The sequence below is a fragment of the Ferrovibrio sp. GW821-FHT12D07 genome (genome assembly GCF_058807275.1).
This window is the reverse complement of record NZ_JBXAQN010000001.1, coordinates 1,241,670-1,257,731: the sequence shown is the minus strand read 5'-3', so window position 1 is coordinate 1,257,731 and position 16,062 is coordinate 1,241,670. Positions and strand designations below refer to the sequence as shown.

At 64.5% G+C, this 16,062-nt stretch carries 17 protein-coding genes; 6 read left to right on the top strand and 11 right to left on the bottom strand.

Annotated elements, in window-relative coordinates; translation table 11 throughout:
• The first annotated feature begins 41 nt into the window (after positions 1-41).
• Entirely contained in the window at positions 42-1,151 is a 1,110-nt protein-coding gene (locus AC1RRE_RS06325; protein WP_492980258.1) for a DUF2855 family protein, read from the top strand.
• Here AC1RRE_RS06325 and hemW read toward each other — a convergent pair.
• From hemW to rph, 3 genes are read right to left on the bottom strand one after another with little or no spacing between them, the layout of a single operon-like run.
• Positions 1,148-2,353 carry a radical SAM family heme chaperone HemW gene (gene hemW / locus AC1RRE_RS06320; protein WP_492980257.1) on the bottom strand — a complete coding sequence of 402 codons (1,206 nt, stop codon included), beginning with the start codon at positions 2,351-2,353 and terminating at the stop codon, positions 1,148-1,150. The two genes, AC1RRE_RS06325 and hemW, sit on opposite strands and share 4 nt — an antisense overlap.
• Positions 2,337-2,948: an RdgB/HAM1 family non-canonical purine NTP pyrophosphatase gene (gene rdgB / locus AC1RRE_RS06315; RefSeq protein WP_492980256.1), complete on the bottom strand. Its 612-nt coding sequence runs from the start codon at positions 2,946-2,948 to the stop codon at positions 2,337-2,339. The genes hemW and rdgB overlap by 17 nt, the downstream gene beginning before the upstream one ends.
• A 2-nt stretch (positions 2,949-2,950) precedes the next feature.
• Entirely contained in the window at positions 2,951-3,667 is a 717-nt protein-coding gene (gene rph, locus AC1RRE_RS06310) for a ribonuclease PH (protein ID WP_492980255.1), read from the bottom strand.
• Positions 3,668-3,833: 166 nt separating this feature from the next.
• On the opposite strand from rph, the gene AC1RRE_RS06305 reads away from it, so the two are divergent.
• Positions 3,834-5,306, top strand: a complete 1,473-nt coding sequence (locus AC1RRE_RS06305) for an alginate export family protein (RefSeq protein WP_492980254.1) — start codon at positions 3,834-3,836, stop codon at positions 5,304-5,306.
• On the opposite strand, the gene ybaL is transcribed toward AC1RRE_RS06305, so the two are convergent.
• From ybaL to AC1RRE_RS06280, 5 genes are all read right to left on the bottom strand, one after another.
• On the bottom strand, positions 5,297-7,009 hold the full coding sequence (gene ybaL, locus AC1RRE_RS06300; RefSeq protein WP_492980253.1) for a YbaL family putative K(+) efflux transporter: 1,713 nt from the start codon (positions 7,007-7,009) through the stop codon (positions 5,297-5,299). The genes AC1RRE_RS06305 and ybaL overlap by 10 nt on opposite strands.
• A gap of 136 nt (positions 7,010-7,145) precedes the next feature.
• Entirely contained in the window at positions 7,146-7,631 is a 486-nt protein-coding gene (locus tag AC1RRE_RS06295; protein WP_492980252.1) for a P-loop nucleotide/nucleoside kinase family protein, read from the bottom strand.
• Positions 7,632-7,635: 4 nt separating this feature from the next.
• Positions 7,636-8,856 carry a threonine--tRNA ligase gene (gene thrS, locus AC1RRE_RS06290; RefSeq protein WP_492980251.1) on the bottom strand — a complete coding sequence of 407 codons (1,221 nt, stop codon included), beginning with the start codon at positions 8,854-8,856 and terminating at the stop codon, positions 7,636-7,638.
• Positions 8,857-9,093: 237 nt separating this feature from the next.
• Complete coding sequence (locus AC1RRE_RS06285; protein ID WP_492980250.1) at positions 9,094-9,504, bottom strand: hypothetical protein; 411 nt, start codon at positions 9,502-9,504, stop codon at positions 9,094-9,096.
• A gap of 1 nt (position 9,505) precedes the next feature.
• On the bottom strand, positions 9,506-10,378 hold the full coding sequence (locus tag AC1RRE_RS06280; protein WP_492980249.1) for an AraC family transcriptional regulator: 873 nt from the start codon (positions 10,376-10,378) through the stop codon (positions 9,506-9,508).
• Positions 10,379-10,493: 115 nt separating this feature from the next.
• On the opposite strand from AC1RRE_RS06280, the gene AC1RRE_RS06275 reads away from it, so the two are divergent.
• Together AC1RRE_RS06275 and AC1RRE_RS06270 are read left to right on the top strand one after the other, a co-directional pair.
• Positions 10,494-10,856, top strand: coding sequence for a nuclear transport factor 2 family protein (locus tag AC1RRE_RS06275; RefSeq protein WP_492980248.1), 363 nt, complete (start codon positions 10,494-10,496; stop codon positions 10,854-10,856).
• 152 nt (positions 10,857-11,008) lie between these two features.
• Positions 11,009-11,587, top strand: coding sequence for a TetR/AcrR family transcriptional regulator (locus AC1RRE_RS06270; protein ID WP_492980247.1), 579 nt, complete (start codon positions 11,009-11,011; stop codon positions 11,585-11,587).
• Positions 11,588-11,612: 25 nt separating this feature from the next.
• Here AC1RRE_RS06270 and AC1RRE_RS06265 read toward each other — a convergent pair whose 3' ends face one another.
• From AC1RRE_RS06265 to AC1RRE_RS06255, 3 genes are all read right to left on the bottom strand, one after another.
• Complete coding sequence (locus AC1RRE_RS06265) at positions 11,613-12,461, bottom strand: alpha/beta fold hydrolase (protein WP_492980246.1); 849 nt, start codon at positions 12,459-12,461, stop codon at positions 11,613-11,615.
• A 268-nt stretch (positions 12,462-12,729) separates the two neighbouring features.
• A complete protein-coding gene (locus AC1RRE_RS06260) occupies positions 12,730-13,482 on the bottom strand; it encodes a substrate-binding domain-containing protein (protein ID WP_492980245.1) in 753 nt (250 codons plus the stop codon).
• Between the two features lie 101 nt (positions 13,483-13,583).
• Positions 13,584-14,606, bottom strand: coding sequence for a polysaccharide deacetylase family protein (locus AC1RRE_RS06255; protein ID WP_492980243.1), 1,023 nt, complete (start codon positions 14,604-14,606; stop codon positions 13,584-13,586).
• Positions 14,607-14,690: 84 nt separating this feature from the next.
• On the opposite strand from AC1RRE_RS06255, the gene pyrF reads away from it, so the two are divergent.
• On the top strand, positions 14,691-15,413 hold the full coding sequence (gene pyrF, locus AC1RRE_RS06250) for an orotidine-5'-phosphate decarboxylase (protein WP_492980242.1): 723 nt from the start codon (positions 14,691-14,693) through the stop codon (positions 15,411-15,413).
• 1 nt (position 15,414) lies between these two features.
• Positions 15,415-16,056, top strand: coding sequence for a phosphoribosylanthranilate isomerase (locus AC1RRE_RS06245; RefSeq protein ID WP_492980241.1), 642 nt, complete (start codon positions 15,415-15,417; stop codon positions 16,054-16,056).
• The last annotated feature ends 6 nt before the right edge of the window (positions 16,057-16,062 follow it).

Sequence of the window (16,062 nt, the reverse complement as noted above, 5' to 3'; positions counted from 1 at the left end):
CCGCCCATATCATCATGGACGGATAAAAACGGGAGGACAGCATGGCCCAGACCGCTGCAGCGACAACGATCACCAGTTTCGAGGTCAACAAACAGGACCTGGCGAAGACCCGTATCGTCAACACCACCCTGCAGGCTGGCGACCTGAAGCCCGGCGAAATCCTCCTGAAGGTCGACAGCTTCGCCTTCACCACCAACAACATCACCTATGCCGGCCTGGGCGAGCAGATGTCCTACTGGGCCTTCTTCCCTACTGGCGATGCAGCCTGGGGCAGCATCCCGGTCTGGGGCTTCGGCGATGTGATCGCCTCCAATGCCGACGGGATCACGGTGGACGAACGCATCTATGGCTACTTTCCGATGGCCAGCCATGCGGTGATGCAGCCAGGCAAGATCACTGACAACGCCTTCCGCGAATTCGCGCCGCATCGCGCCAAGCTGCCGCCGACCTACAATCATTATATGCGGGTGACCAGCGATCCAGCTTTCGCCGATCCGATCGGCGTGTGGCAGCCGTTGCTGCGCCCGCTATATGCCACATCCTTCTTCATCGACGACTTCCTCGCCGACAATGATTTCTTCGGTGCGAAGACCGTGGTGATTTCCAGCGCCTCATCAAAGACTGCCTTCGGCCTTGCCCACGATCTGCACAAGCGCAAGACGGTGGAAGTGATCGGTGTGACCTCGGCCAAGAACCGCGCCTTCGTTGAGGGCCTGGGCTGCTATGACCGCGTGATCGCCTATGGCGAATTGGCCAGCCTGCCGAAGCAGCCCACCGTGTATGTCGATCTGGCCGGCAGCAGCGACCTACGGCGCACCGTGCATGAGCATTTCCGCGACGACCTGAAATACAGCTGTGCCGTGGGCCTGTCACATGGCGACCTGAATCCGCCAGGCGGCAAGAACTTGCCCGGTGCCGCGCCGATCTTCTTCTTCGTGCCCGACCATGTCGTCAAGCGCAACAAGGATTGGGGCCCCGGTGCCCTAGAGATGAAACTGGCAACCGCCTGGAGCGATTTCATGCCGTTCCTGCAACGCTCCATGACGGTGCGTGTGGGTAATGGCCTGTCGAATGTGGAAGCCGTCTACCAGGCGGCGCTGGCCGGCAGGATGAACCCTGATGAAGGCCACATGCTGAGCCTGTGGGATTAAGCCAGCAGCTTGGCCAGCAATCCGTCCAGCACAGCGCGGCCGTCTTTGGTGGCGACGATCTTCTCCGGGCTGCGCTCCAGCAGGCCGGCCTTCACCAGCGGCGCGCTGCGCTCTGCCGGCACCACCGCATTCAGATCGAGGCCGGTGGCGGCGCGGAAATTCTCGGCATAGACGCCCTCGCGCAGGCGCAGCCCCATCATCAGGGCTTCTTCGGCGCGCTCGGCCTGGCTGACCGGCGTCTCGCTCTCGCGGCCATGACCTAAAGCTTCCACCTGCTCCAGCCAGGCCTCGGGCTTGCGCCGCGTCGTGATGCCGGCCCAGTGCCCATCACGAAGGATGCGACCATGGGCACCGGGACCGACGCCGATGTAATCGCCGCTGCGCCAGTAGACGAGATTGTGCCTGCTCTCACCGCCGACCATCCCTTCTGAAGAAGGCCGGGCGTGATTGGAGATCTCATAGGCCGGCATGCCGGCATCTTCCATGATCGCCTGCGTCACGTCATAAAGCGCCGCCTGCGCATCGGCTTCCATCGGATGCAGCACGCCGCGCGCCACCGATCCGGCAAAGCCGGTATTGGGCTCGATGGTCAGGGTGTAGAGCGAGAGATGATCGCCAGCCAGCTTCAACGCTTCGGTCAGTTCGGCGCGCCAGCTCTGCTCATCCTGCCCGGGCCGGGCATAGATCAGGTCGAAGCTGTAGCGCGGCACGGCCTTCTGCGCGGCTTCAATGGCGCGGCGCGCCTCGCCCGCATCATGGGCACGACCGAGGAATTTCAATGCCGCAGCATCGAAGCTTTGCACGCCAATCGACAACCGGTTGACGCCGGCCGCAGCAAAAGCGGCGAACTTACCGGCCTCGGCCGAATTCGGATTGGCTTCCAGCGTCACTTCCGCATCGGGTGCAACAGTCCAGTGCCGGGCAATGCGTTCCAGGATTGCCGCCGCCGTCTCCGGCGGCATCAGCGAGGGCGTGCCGCCGCCGAAAAAGATCGAGGTGATGGTTTCACCGCGACCTACGCCGTTCTCGGCATAATGATCGAGCTCGGTTAGGTAAGCCGCCTGCCAGCGCCTGGCATCCACCTGCTCGCGCACATGGCTGTTGAAGTCGCAATAGGGACATTTGGAGACGCAGAATGGCCAGTGCACATAGAGGCCGAAGCCGCGCCGGGGGACTTTGTGCGGATCAGCCGAAGCAGGCATCGATCAATTGCCGGAAGGCCAGCGCGCGATGACTGATCGCATGCTTCTCGGCCGCCGGCATCTCGCCGAAGGTGCGCGTCTCGTCATTCACATGCGGCCGGAACATCGGATCATAGCCGAAGCCATGCAGGCCGCGTGGCGGCCAGATCAGCCGACCCTGGATGATGCCCTCAAAGCTTTCGACATGGCCGTCGGGCCAGGCCAGGCTGAGCGCGCAGACGAACTGCACGCCAAACGGCGGCTCGGCGCCCTTGTCTTCCACGGCGCGCCAGACCTTGTCCATCGCCTTGCCGAAATCCTTCGAAGCCCCGGCCCAGCGCGCGGAGTAAATCCCCGGTGCACCATCCAGCGCATCAACGCTCATCCCTGAGTCATCGGCTAGCGCCGGCAGATTGGCAGCAGTCGCGGCGGCGAGCGCTTTCAGTTCGGCATTGGCGATAAACGTGTCGCCGGTTTCTTCCGGCTCGGGCAGGCCCAGTTCACCGGCCGAGATGGCGCGCACCTTGTAGGGCGCGATCAGGTCGCCGATCTCGCGCACCTTGCCCTGGTTATGGCTGGCAATGACCAGCGTTTCCCCAGAGAAACGGCGACGCATGGTTACTTCCCCACCGCCTGGCGCTGCAGGATCATCAGTTCGCCGACGCCCTTCTTGGCGAGTTGCAGCATCGCGGTGAATTCGGCTTCCGAGAAGGGATTCTTCTCGGCGGTGCCCTGCACCTCGACGATGGCGGCGGTATCGGTCAGCACGAAATTGGCATCGGCCTGCGCCGTGCTGTCTTCCGGATAATCCAGATCGAGCACCGGCACACCGTCGCACAGGCCGCAGCTGACGGCGGCAACCTGGCCGATCAGCGGAATCTTGGCAATCGCGCCATCCTTCAGCAGCTTGGCGAAGGCGAGATGCAGTGCCACCCAGCTGCCGGTGATCGCGGCGGTGCGCGTGCCGCCATCGGCCTGCAGCACGTCGCAGTCGAGACGAATCTGACGCTCGCCGAAGCCGCTGAGGTCCGTGACGGCGCGCAGGCTACGCCCGACGAGGCGCTGGATTTCCTGGGTGCGGCCGGACTGCTTGCCGCGCGAGGCCTCGCGGTCGGTGCGGGTATGGGTCGAGCGCGGCAGCATGCCGTATTCCGCCGTCACCCAGCCGCGGCCGGTGTTGCGCAGGAAGGGCGGCACCTTTTCTTCGACGGTGGCAGCGCAGAGCACATGGGTCTCGCCGAACTTGATCAGGCAGGAGCCTTCGGCATATTTGGCAAAGCCCGCTTCGAGACGGACGGGGCGCAGCTGATCGGCGGTGCGGCCACTCGGGCGCATGGCGGTATTCCTTCGCGAATAACTCTGAAAAGCAGCGGCTTTTCTATTGCAAATGCATGCATAGGACAAGCCGCGCTTGAGCCGGACGGCCCGATGCAATATCACCGGAGCATAACCGATGGCGTCCCGCCGGACCAGCAACCCGCCGCCATCAGGGGGAAACATCATGTCGCGTCCGCTTTGCCTGCTCGCCGCCGCCATCCTGATGCCGGGCCTGATTCTGACCGCTCCCGCCGTCCGGGCCGCCGAGGACGACGAGCATGACAAGCCCGGCAAGACCTATGCGGTCGGCGATCTCGACATCACGCTGAACCTGGATGCTGCCTTCGGGCTCTTTTCGGTCGCCAATGCGCAGAATGGCCTGGGCAGCCTGTCGGCCGGGGCCAAGCGCCGGGGCGGCCGCGACTGGGCCGAGGGCTTCATCGCGCCAGGCCTCGCGCTCGACTATCACCTCAATGACACGACGATCTACGGCAACCTGAAGCTGCTCGGCTCGGCCACACGCGGCGAAGGCGAGGCCCAGCGCACCAGCGTCACTGGCCGGCGGCCCGAAGCGCTGGAGCTGGATGAGGCCTATATCGGCTGGAAGTCCGGCCTGGCGTTTGCAACTTTGGGCGAGGATGCCGTCGATGTCTCGGCCGGCCGTCAGGGCTTCGTGATCGGCGACGGCTTTCTCATTGCCGACGGTACACTCGACAGCTTCCGGCGCGGCAACTACGTGATCGGCCCGCGCGCCGGCTTCGACCGCACGGCGATCGCGCGACTCAACACCGCACCGGTACGCGCCGATGTCTTCCACCTGCGCAACGGCAGCGATCAGGATTTCCTGCGTGGTCAGGACGACGCCGCGACCAGCCTCTACGGCGGCAACGTCGAATGGTTCGGTTCGGCGCATAAGGACCATGGCCGCGCCGAGTATACCGAACGCCTGTGGTATCTCGGCGCCACCGCGCTGAAAATCCATGACGCCGATCGCGGCGTGAATGCCAACCGTGACGGACTCAGCGTCTGGTCGGTCCGCTCGGGTGGCACGGTGTTCGCGCCACTCAGCGATATGTTCAAGGATTTCGCGCTCTACAGCGAATATGCGCGGCAGAGCAACGATGTGGGGGCGACGACCGTGCGTGCCAATGCGTGGTATGTCGAGCCGCAGTATCGCTTCGGCGACCTGCCCTGGACGCCGCGCATCAGCTATCGCTACGCGCATTTCAGCGGCGACGGCAACGCGGCCGACAATCGCAGCACGGCCTGGGACACGCTGTTCATGGCCGGCGGGCCGCGCGGTTATGGCAGCTGGGACCAGGGCGAGATCTACCAGCGCTATGTCGGCACCAACACCAACCTCAACACCCATATGGTGCAGCTGAAATTGCAGCCGGCCGACGACCTGAGCCTGGGCGCGATCTACTACCGCCATTCATATGACAAGCCCGACACTGCCAACGGTGTCACTAGCGACCGCCTGCTGGACGAGGTGAATCTTTTTGCCGTCTGGGAGACACCGCTGAAAGGCCTGAGCGTCAATGCCGTGCTGGGCGCGGCGAAAGCCGGCGATGGCCGTCGTCAGTCGCAGGGCAATGCTGATGCCACCGACCGCACCACCTGGCTCGGCCAGTTCATCCTCGCCTATCAGTTCTGAGCGGGCGCGGGTAACATCTCGATCATCGCGCGCGCGATCTCGCGCTCGCCCATGATCACCGTGCCGGCGCCATGCTCGACCAGATGGTCGACCTCGGCATCGGCATGGGCGCGCGCCACGATGCTCAAACTCGGATTCTCCGCCCGCGCCGCCTGCACGATGCGCCCAGCCTCGAAGACGTTGGGAATGGCGAGGATCAGCTGCCTGGCCTGCGCCAAGTTGGCCGCCGCCAGCATGTCGGCCCGCGCCGCATTGCCGACGATCACCTCGATGCCCTGAGCCTTCAGCTCGCGCACCAGCTTTTCGGAATCCTCGATCACCAGGAAGGGCAGTTTGCGCTGGCGCAGCGCGGCGCCCACCAGGCTGCCGACCCGGCCATAGCCGATCAGCACCACATGGCCGCTCAGCCCCGTCTTCACCGGCACCAGATCGGGATCGGGTGAGACGGATGCCGCTGTCGCCTGCGGCGCGGATGCCGTCTTGCCGATATCCTTGCCCAGCTTGCGCTCCAGCCGCGGCTTGAGTTTGTCCAGCATCACGAACAGCAGCGGATTGAGCAGGATCGACAGGATCGCGCCGGCCAGTATCAGGTCACGGCCCTCTTCTGGCAGCAACTTCATCTCGGTGCCGAGCGCCGCGAGGATGAAGGAGAATTCGCCGATCTGCGCCAGGGATGCCGAGATCAGCAGCGCCGTCCCCAGCGGGTGGCGGAAGGCGATCACGATGAAAAAGGCCGCCAGCGACTTGCCGATCACGATGATCCCCAGCGTCGCCAGCACCGGCAGCGGGTTTTCCAGCAGGATCACCGGATCGAACAGCATGCCGACCGAGACGAAGAACAGCACGGCGAAGGCATCGCGCAGGGGCAGCGATTCATTGGCTGCCTCATGGCTGAGCGGCGACTCGCTCATCATCATGCCGGCGAAAAACGCGCCCAGCGCAAACGACACACCGAACAGCTTGGCCGCGCCGAATGCCACGCCCAGCGCAATCGCCAGCACCGCCAGCCGGAACAGCTCGCGCGAGCCGGTATGCACGATGTAATGCAGAATCCAGGGAATGACGCGGCGGCCGACCACCACCATCAGCACCACGAAGGCCGCGACCTTCGCCAGCGTGATGCCGACCGTCTTCAGGATATCGGCAGTCTGCGGTGCAGGCCCGGCACCATCAGGCATCATCAGGCCGCCGAGTGCCGGCAGCAGCACCAGCGCCAGCACCATGGCCAGGTCTTCGACGATCAGCCAGCCGACCGCGATGCGCCCACGATCGGTTTCCACCAGCCGGCGCTCCTGCATGGCACGTAGCAGCACGACGGTGGATGCAACAGACAAAGCCAGGCCGAAGACGAAGCCGGCGCCCATGCCCCAGCCCATCGCCCAGGCCAGTCCCATGCCCAGCAGGGTGGCGACGGCGATCTGCACCACCGCGCCCGGGATGGCGATGGCCTTCACCGACAGCAGGTCTTTCAGCGAGAAATGCAGGCCGACGCCGAACATGAGAAGAATCACACCGATCTCGGCCAGCTCGTTGGCCAGGCCCTGGTCGGCGACGAAGCCCGGGGTGAAGGGACCGACGAACACACCGGCCAGCAGATAGCCCACCAGCGGCGAGACCCGCAGGCGATTGGCGATGGCGCCGAAGATGAAGGCGAGCACCAGGCCCATCACGATGGTGGCAATCAGCGGTGTGTGATGCGGCATCCTTCGGGAGCCCCCCTCATTTGATTTTATCTGTGCCGTTTAAAATATGGCGCGCATCCCCTCACTTCAACCGAACGTGCATGCGTTTATCGCGACGATCCGCGCAAATCTTGAGAACATCGCGGAACATTCACCATCATACGACCCTGCGATGCACCACATGAAAGCCCTCGTCCGGCTGCGGCGCGAGGAAATACGATGTGATGACATCGAACTCGGCATCGCTGGCGGTGAAGTCATGCCGGCCTTCAGCATTGCGCTGCCGCAACCGCGCACGGCAGACCTCGTCGGGTGCATCGAGGTAATACAGCCGGTGATCGACGCCGGCGCGGTCGATGATGTCGCGCATCCAGGCCCGGCTGCTGCGTGTATTGGCGGGAAAGTCGAGCACCACCGACAGGCCGGCCGACAGCAGGCTTTCGACATGCGGACCCATCACGGCGCGCAGGCGTCCGGCGCAGCGGACGTAATCCGCCACCGAGACAATCTCGCCCGGATAAAGCCGCGCCAGCCAGTGATCCTCGGCAATCGTCACCGTATCCGGCATGGCGCCGAGTTCGGCCGACAGCGTGGACTTTCCAGCCGCGATCTTGCCGCACAGGAGATGCAGGACGGGCGGCATGGCTTCACTTCACCGCATCCGGCCGCAACCGGCGCGCCACATCGTTGAGCGACATCTCCTCCTGCTTGCCGCCGCGCCAGCGCAGCGACAGCGTGCCGCGCTCCATCTCGCGCTCGCCCACCACGCCGACCAGCGGCACGCCCTGCTCATGCGCCTCGGCGATCTTGCGGCCCAGACGTTCCTGCCGGCTGTCGGCTACCGCACGCAGGCCCTCGCGGCCCAGCGCCGCCACCGCCTTGCGGGCATAACCCTCCTGCGCATCGGTTACATTGGCGATCACGATCTGCTCGGGCGCCAGCCAGAGTGGCAGCGCACCCTGGTAATGCTCCAGCAGCATGCCGATGAAACGCTCCATGCTGCCCAGCACGGCGTGATGGATCAGCACGGGTCTTTTTCTGCTGCCGTCGCTGGCCACATAGCTGACATCCAGCCGCTCGGGCAGCACGAAATCGAGCTGCACCGTACCGCATTGCCAGGAGCGGTCATGGCTGTCGCGCAGATGGAATTCCAGCTTCGGGCCATAGAAAGCGCCGTCGCCGCTCTTGATGGCGAAATCCAGCCCCGCCCGCCGCGCCGCCATGGCAAGGCCAGCCTCGGCACGATCCCAGGTCGCATCGTCACCCGCACGCTTGGCCGGCCGCGTGGCAAAGAAGACCAGCGGCGCGCCGAAGCCGAAATCGCTGTAGATGCTGCGCAACAGCTCGCAGAAGCGCTGCACCTCCTGCTCGACCTGCTCTTCCGTGCAGAAGATATGCGCGTCATCCTGCGTGAAGCTGCGCGTGCGCATCAGCCCCTGCAAGGCGCCCGACGGTTCGTCGCGGTGGCAGGCGCCGAATTCGCAATAGCGCATCGGCAGGTCATGCACCGAGCGCAGCGTCTTGGAGAACACCTGGGCGTGGCCCGGGCAGCTCATCGGCTTCAGCGCAAAGGGGCGATTACCGCTGCTGAGGCGATACATTTCATTGGCGAACTTCTCGGCATGGCCGCTCTGTTCCCACAGGCTGTAGGACAGCAGCTGCGGGGTGCGGATTTCCGCGAATCCCGCCTCGCGCATGCGGCGGCGGATGTAATCCTCCACCACGCGATAAAGCGCGAAGCCGCGCGGATGCCAGAACACCATGCCGGGGCCTTCCTCCTGCTGGTGGAAGAGGTCCAGCCGCGTGCCGAGCACCCGGTGGTCGTAGGCGTCCATCTCCGAAAATCGTCCTGGATTCAGGCTGTTCATCTTGGGTCTCCATCGTGGAAGAGACCTGCCGGTGATGAACGGGACCCCAGAAACACCGAGGCCCCGTCCGTCGCCGGCGGGGCCTCTGGGTTTCACTGCTTGTGCGTTTATCTCTTCACGCGCAACGACCCAGGGCACCGCCGGTGGCGGTAACCTTAATGGTAGCTACGGTGAGAATAATGCTCTGCATGGTGCGCGGACGGTAAGCGGAGAGCGGGAATGCGTCAAGCAAGAAAATTACGGTGCCAGCTTTTCGCGTTTTCTCTGCGCCAGAATGAAGGCCTTGCCGCCTGCCAGCCGGCCTAGCACCGGTGCCGTTTCATCCAGCACGCGCCAGACCGGCGTCAGGCTTTTCGCCGGCGCGCCGGCCGCCTGCGCCTCCAGCATGGCCTCGGCCACGATCCGCAGCATGAAGCCCATGGTGATCGGGCAGGTGACCTGTGCCCTGTATTTGCGGGCCAGCCGCTGTCGCAGCGTCGGGATATCCATGCCCTGCCCGCGCGGAATGCTGCGGATGAAGGCATCGACCACCTGCGGCGAAGGCACCAGCATGACCTGGCCGCGCTTCATGCCGGCGATATCGATGGGTACCGGCTTCACCTGGTGCGGCCGGCCATCACGCAGCTTGTCGGTCCAGCTCTTCGGCATATCACCTCAGCGGCAGACAGATATCGGTCAGCAGTTCGGTGGGCGGCACCTCGCGCGGATTGTTGAGATAATCCTCGAACACCGGCGCATCGGCGGCCTCACGGCCCGATCGCACCAGCCATTCGCCATAGAGCCAGTCATAGGCCGCCTTCATGTCCGAGTAAGGCCCCTTGTGGCGCAGCACGGCGTAGTCGCCGCCACGCAAATCCGCGCGCTCCAGCGGCGGCTCGACCGGAAAATCACCATCCGGCACGATCACGCCGGCGGCCGAGCGCAGCTCCGCTTCCGGCACCGATGTGGGATCGGAGTAGAACAACCCCTTCATGCACAGGCCCGGCCGGATCAGGTTGCGCGCGGCCAGTGTGCCGAACAGCGTCTCGAAGGCGCGGCCGATCTCCATGTATGAACCCTTGTGCGGAATCACGGCCAGCTCGGCGGGCTTCAGCGTCTTGATGGCGACATCGCGCATGATGGACACTCCTTTGGGCGAAGACGGCATGGTGAAGCGGGTATGGCTGCCGCGTTTGCGGTATTCCGCCGGCGGCATGTGATAGGCGTCCTTGAAGCTGCGGCTGAAGGCGGCGAGGCTGCCATAGCCGGCGCGCGGCCAGATGTCGTCCAGCGCCATCTGTGTCTGCGCCAGATCGGCGGCGGCGCGCTGCAGGCGCAGGCGCTTCACCGTGGCAGCCACGGTCTCGCCATAAACCGCCTGCCAGATGCGGTGCCAGTGCCAGGGGGACAGCGCGGCCACATCGGCCAGCGTGTTGAGGTCCAGCTCGGCATCCAGGTTGGCATAGATATATTCCGTCACACGGGTAAAGCGCCGGATATAGCTCGCCTGATTGGTTGAATCGGATGTTGTGAAGTCGGTCATGCTCGGGTGTTCCTGTCTGATAAAGAAACGCTAGCACGGGGCCGTTTGATAAATCTTGCGAAGATGCGGCCGGTTCCCACAGGATGGCCGCCCGGAAAACTGGAGTTCGTGAACAATGGCTACCGAGCACGACACGCTGTACAGCCTCAACGAAAACTACATCCGCAGCGTGGCCGAGTCCGATACAGTCTGGTTCGAACAGAACCTGTCCGCCGATTTCCTGAATTCCAATCCCGATGGCACGCTGGCCGACCGCGCCGGCTTTCTGGCGCAGATCGCCAAGCCCTCGGCCGCAAAGGACCTGCGTTGCGAGGATGTGCGCATCCGCATCATGGGCAACACCGCGCTGATCCATGCGCGCACGGTCTATACCAAGCCCGACGGCAATGCCGGCCAGGGCCGTTATACCGATATCTGGATGAAGCAGGCTGGCGCCGGCACCTGGCTCTGCGTCGCCGCTCATGTGACGCGCGGCTAGCGCGCCTGCGCCAGCCGGCCGTCCGACGCATAGTATGAAAACTGAACTTGCAACCGGTCATGGCGACACTCCATACAGCGCTGCCAGGTCGATGCGGACACTCCGAACGCTGCGATCACCAGTAAGATTTGCCGCAGGACCGTACAGTACCCATGAGCAAGACAGGCAAAGATACCCGCGTCACCATCATGGAGACAGCGGAGCACCTGATCCGTACGCGGGGCTATCCGGCATTCAGCTATGCCGACCTCGCCACGAAAGCCAACATCACCAAAGCCAGCGTCCATTACCACTTCGCCACCAAGGAAGACCTGCTGAAGGAACTGGTCAACGACTGCAACCTGCGCACCGACCAGTTCCTCAAGGATCTCGACCACCAGCACCCGAGCCCGGTACGGCGCCTGCACGCCTATGGTGAGGTTTTCCTGCTCTACTTCCATGAAGGAAAGCTGCCGGTCTGTTGCGCCCTCGTAGTCGATCTCATGGCCGTGCCCGAGTCCGTCCATCCGAAGATCACCGGGATGCTGGAGATGCAGATCAACTGGCTGGCCGGCGTGCTGAAGGAAGGCATCGCCAGCGGCGAGATCGCACCTCATATCGATCCCGTTCCCATGGCGAATGCGCTGATGAGCACGCTTGAAGGCGGTGTTGTCGTGGCATGGGGCACGAAAAGGCCCGACCCGGTGCTGGCGGGCTTCGACATCATGATGCGCGGCATCGAGAAGCCGTAACCGGCGTCCCCGCGCCCGGCGCAGGTCAGCGCGCGTTGAGAAACGCCAGCACCGCCGCATTGAACACGGCCGGGCGCTGCTCGTACATCGGATGGCCCGCACCCTCGATCAGCAGCCGCTGCGCATCAGGCAGCAGCCGCTCCATCGCATCCAGCACTTTCGGGAAGTGGCCCTTGGTCAGTGCGCCGCCGACCAGCAGCACCGGCATCGCGATGCTTTCGATCTCGTCTTTCATGAAGGACGGCCGTGCCTCGCGCTGCTGGCCGATCAATGTCGTTGCATTGTCGCGCGCCATCTGACGAAAGCGTTCGCTGCCGTATTTCCAGGCACGCGGCCCGCCCACCGCGGTGACAAACAGTTCCAGTCCCGCCTCCACATCGCCGCGCGCGATCAGGTCGGCGCTGTCGGCAAACATCTTGCCCAGGCCCGCGCCCGGCGGCGGCGCGCCATCATCGCTCAAAACCGGATCGAGCTGGCCACCAGGTTCGCAAAGCACCAGGCTGCGCAGCAACTCCGGGTGATGCTGGGCCACGCGGAAAGAGACATGACCGCCACGCGAATGGCCGACCAGATGCACCGGCCCGGCGCCGAGGTCCCAGATCAGCGCCGCGATATCCTCGGCATGACGGTGAATCTCGTAACCATCGCCTTCCCCATTCCACCGCTCCGGCCAGCAATGCCGCAGGCTGAGTGCCAGCACGCGATAGTCTTGGGCGAACGGCTGCATCTGCGCGGCCCAGATGCGCTGGTCGCAGAGCGAGCCATGCACCAGCAGCAGCGGCGTGGCCGACGGATTGCCGGCTTCGAGATACGACAGGTCATAGCCGTTGATGCGGCGGCTGCGCTGGACGGGATCGGCGACGGGAATGCTCATCCCCGGGGTTTTAACAAAACCGTTCCCCGGCGGCCATGATTGATGTACACTTTATGTTCTCATTTCTGCTGTCGGAAATCGTGAATCACACCATGCCGTCTGAACGGGCTTCACTTGGCCCGGCTTGGCTCCGTATGGGACAGAATTGGCTCTGAATGGGACTCAATTGGCCCTGAATGGGCTCCAATTGGCTCTGAACGGGCCCGAATTGGCCCCGGACTGGCCCCGGTGCGGCACCCCGGGGCCAGAATAGTTTCTGTAGAACCAGCTAGTTAGCCGTTTGCATGCCCTTCTCGGCCAGGATTTTCGCCGTCTGCGGCCCCGCCAGGTAGTCCAGCAGGGCTTTCGCCGCCGCCGGTTGGGCCGCTTTAGCGCTCAGGCCGGCGGTATAGGTGGTGTAGCTCTGGATATCGGGCGGCAGCGGACCGGCCAGCACGACGCCTTTCACCGGCAGGATTTCGCTGATCTGCTGGATCGCCACCTCGGCCTCGCCGGTCACGATCTTCTCGGCCGAGAAGCCGCCCGGCACCAGCACCGATTTCGGCGCCAGTTGCTCGGCGATGCCCCACTGCTTGAACAGGTTGGCCAGATAGATGCCGCTGGTGCCGCCGGACGCCGGATCGACATAGGTGATGCCCTTGGCCTTCAGCACCAGCTGCCTGAAGCCTTCGGCATTGGAGAGATCGGGTTTCGCCGCGCCCTCCTTGATGCCGACGCCGATGCCGACGCGGGCAAGGTTGGTCTTGCTCTCGGGCCGGACGAAGCCTTTGGCGATCACGCCTTCGATAGTGGCCGGCGTCATCACCACGAGATCGAAAGTGACGCCGCCCTCGATGCGGCGCGCCAGGCCGCCAGCGGTGTCGCCATCGACCAGCACCTTATGGCCGCTCTGCGCCTCGAAGCCGGGCAGCGCAGCCAGCAGCACCTGCTTGAAAGCGCCGGCGGTGAGCATGCTGATCTCGGCCGCCTGCGCAGGCAATGCGAGGAGGACAAGCAGCAGGGCAGAAAGCATGCGGATCATGACGGACCTCCCAGTTTTATCTGGAAGGCTGTTGTACGCCCGCCCGCAGAACGGGCGGCATCACGTCGCTGTGAGTTTATGCGGCCGTTATTTCACGCCCGTTACTTCACAACCGTGAACTGGATGCCGAACCAGCGGAAGCGGCCCTGTTCGCTGCTCGGCACGCTGCAGGAAATGCGGTCGCGCGGCGGCTTCAGCGCGTCCGGTGCATGCAGTTCGTAGCGGCGCTCGGTGATGACTTTCGGCTGGATCGCCTTGCCCTCGCCGGTATAGCAGACCATCTGGTTCAGCCGCTCGATGCCCGGCGCCACGGTGAAACGCAGTGTCGGCGGATTGGTGGTCTGGCCCAGCTTCACCAGCACGTCGGCGGGCTCGACATCGGTCACCGGCAGCGGCAGCGCATTCAGCGCCTGGCGCACGCGGTCGACGCTGCCGAAATGCTCGTTCATCGGAAAGCGCGGCAACCAGAACATATCGTGCTTGGGATGCGCGACGCCGGAATGCTGGCCGAAGGCGACGCTGTAGCCGATATCCTTCGCCAGTTTCAGCGTCTTCAGGTCCCACTCGCCGAAAGGATAGGCGAACAGCGTCGGCTTCTCGCCCAGTTCCTTCTCGAACAGCGCCATGGATGTTTCGAGATCCTCGCGCGCCTTTTCAGGGCTGAGCGCGGGCAGCGAGGGATGACGATGGCTGTGCGCACCGATGGTGACGCCCTCGGCCTTCATCTGGCGAATCTGGTCCCAGGTCAGGTAGCCCTTCAGCTTGCTGGTCACCGGTTCGGTGGCGACGAACAGCGTGAACGGCAGCCCGGCCTTTTTCAGGCGCGGCCAGCCTTCGGTGAAGGCGGAGATATAGGCATCGTCAGCGGTGATGGCGACGGCGCGGTCGGGCAGCGCCTCGCCGCTTTTCAGCTTCGCCACGATCTCGGGCAGTCCCAGCACTTTGTAGGGGCCGCTTTTCAGCTCGGCGATATGGGCGTCGAACTGCTCCAGCCGGATGTTGGTGCTGGGCACCGTATTCTCGCCGAAGCGGTGGTACATCAGGATGCTGGCATGATCCGCGGCCAGGACCGGGCCGGAGAGCAGAACCAAGGCGGGCAGGATGGTGCTGAGTCGGGATTTCATGGCCGGGAGTGTAGCCCTATCGGCCCCCCTGGGGGAGTGTCTGAGGGGAGACTCCCCGGGGCATTTCCGTTATAAGCCCGGCCCATGAACGCCCTCGCGAAAAACCCGGCGCCGGTCTTCTGCGCCATCGACACCGTGGACATGGATTTTGCCGCCCGCTGCGCCCGCGCCGCCTCCGCTGCCGGCTTCGGGGTCAAGCTCGGCAAGGAATTCTTCACCGCCCGCGGCCCGGCCGATGTGCGCGCCGTGGTCCCGGCCGGAACACCGCTGTTCCTGGACCTGAAATTCCACGATATCCCCAATACGGTGGCCGGCGCCGTGCGCTCCGCCGCCGCGGCGATGGGCCCGATGATGCTGACCGTGCATGCCTCCGGCGGCCCGGCGATGATCCGCGCTGCCGTCGAGGCCGCCAAGTCGGTCGGCGCCCCGCGCCCGCTGATCCTGGCCGTCACCGTGCTGACCTCGCTGGACGCTGCCGACCTGGCCGCCATCGGCGTCACCGGCGATGTCAGCCAGCATGTGATCCGCCTCGCCCGCCTGGCCCAGCATAACGGCGCCGACGGCGTGATCTGCGCCGCCACTGAAATCTCGCTGCTGCGCCAGAATTGCGGCCCGAACTTCAAGCTGGTCGTGCCCGGCATCCGCCCCAAGGGCAGTGCTGCCGGCGACCAGAAGCGCGTGATGACGCCGGGCGACGCGATCAGGCTGGGCGCCGACCATCTGGTCATCGGCCGGCCGATCACCGAAGCGCCCGATCCGGAAGCCAGCGCGCGCGCCATCGCGCAGGAACTGGCAGAGGCCGCCTGACATGGCGCTGTTCACCAAAATCTGCGGCCTGAACGACGAGACCGGTCTCGCCACCGCGGTGGATAACGGCACCGACATGCTCGGCTTCATCTTCTTCCCGCCCTCGCCACGCAATCTCTCGGCCGAGCAGGCGGAAGCCCTGCTCAACCTGGTGCCCAGCGGCATCGACCGCGTCGGCGTCTTCGTCGATCCGGAAACCGATTTCCTCGACACCATCCTGGCGAAAGCCCGCCTCGACCTGCTGCAGCTGCATGGCGACGAGACGCCGGAACGCTGCCGCGCCATCAGCGTCTATTTCGGCCTGCCGATCATCAAGGCGATCAAGGTCTCGACCAAAGCCGACCTGAAGAAGGCCAAGGATTACGAGGATTGCGTCGACTGGCTGATGTTCGACGCCCAGGCACCCAAGGATGCCAAGCTGCCCGGCGGCAACGGCATCGCCTTCGACTGGACCATCATGAAGGGCGCGGAATTCAAGCGGCCGTGGATTCTGTCCGGCGGCCTGACGCCGGACAATTTGCCGCAGGCGATCCAGCAATCCGGTGCCAAGGCCGTCGACGTATCTTCTGGCGTGGAAAGCGCGCCCGGCAAGAAGGACCCGAAAAAGATCGAGGCCTTCCTGGCCGCGGCCAAGACTTTGTAAGAGGCA

Bases quoted from the DNA above. Each gene is read 5' to 3' on its own strand.
- AC1RRE_RS06325 (WP_492980258.1), top strand. From the start codon at position 42: ATGGCCCAGACCGCTGCAGCGACAACGATCACCAGTTTCGAGGTCAAC.
- hemW (WP_492980257.1), bottom strand. From the start codon at position 2,353: ATGCCTGCTTCGGCTGATCCGCACAAAGTCCCCCGGCGCGGCTTCGGC.
- rdgB (WP_492980256.1), bottom strand. From the start codon at position 2,948: ATGCGTCGCCGTTTCTCTGGGGAAACGCTGGTCATTGCCAGCCATAAC.
- rph (WP_492980255.1), bottom strand. From the start codon at position 3,667: ATGCGCCCGAGTGGCCGCACCGCCGATCAGCTGCGCCCCGTCCGTCTC.
- AC1RRE_RS06305 (WP_492980254.1), top strand. From the start codon at position 3,834: ATGTCGCGTCCGCTTTGCCTGCTCGCCGCCGCCATCCTGATGCCGGGC.
- ybaL (WP_492980253.1), bottom strand. From the start codon at position 7,009: ATGCCGCATCACACACCGCTGATTGCCACCATCGTGATGGGCCTGGTG.
- AC1RRE_RS06295 (WP_492980252.1), bottom strand. From the start codon at position 7,631: ATGCCGCCCGTCCTGCATCTCCTGTGCGGCAAGATCGCGGCTGGAAAG.
- thrS (WP_492980251.1), bottom strand. From the start codon at position 8,856: ATGAACAGCCTGAATCCAGGACGATTTTCGGAGATGGACGCCTACGAC.
- AC1RRE_RS06285 (WP_492980250.1), bottom strand. From the start codon at position 9,504: ATGCCGAAGAGCTGGACCGACAAGCTGCGTGATGGCCGGCCGCACCAG.
- AC1RRE_RS06280 (WP_492980249.1), bottom strand. From the start codon at position 10,378: ATGACCGACTTCACAACATCCGATTCAACCAATCAGGCGAGCTATATC.
- AC1RRE_RS06275 (WP_492980248.1), top strand. From the start codon at position 10,494: ATGGCTACCGAGCACGACACGCTGTACAGCCTCAACGAAAACTACATC.
- AC1RRE_RS06270 (WP_492980247.1), top strand. From the start codon at position 11,009: ATGAGCAAGACAGGCAAAGATACCCGCGTCACCATCATGGAGACAGCG.
- AC1RRE_RS06265 (WP_492980246.1), bottom strand. From the start codon at position 12,461: ATGAGCATTCCCGTCGCCGATCCCGTCCAGCGCAGCCGCCGCATCAAC.
- AC1RRE_RS06260 (WP_492980245.1), bottom strand. From the start codon at position 13,482: ATGATCCGCATGCTTTCTGCCCTGCTGCTTGTCCTCCTCGCATTGCCT.
- AC1RRE_RS06255 (WP_492980243.1), bottom strand. From the start codon at position 14,606: ATGAAATCCCGACTCAGCACCATCCTGCCCGCCTTGGTTCTGCTCTCC.
- pyrF (WP_492980242.1), top strand. From the start codon at position 14,691: ATGAACGCCCTCGCGAAAAACCCGGCGCCGGTCTTCTGCGCCATCGAC.
- AC1RRE_RS06245 (WP_492980241.1), top strand. From the start codon at position 15,415: ATGGCGCTGTTCACCAAAATCTGCGGCCTGAACGACGAGACCGGTCTC.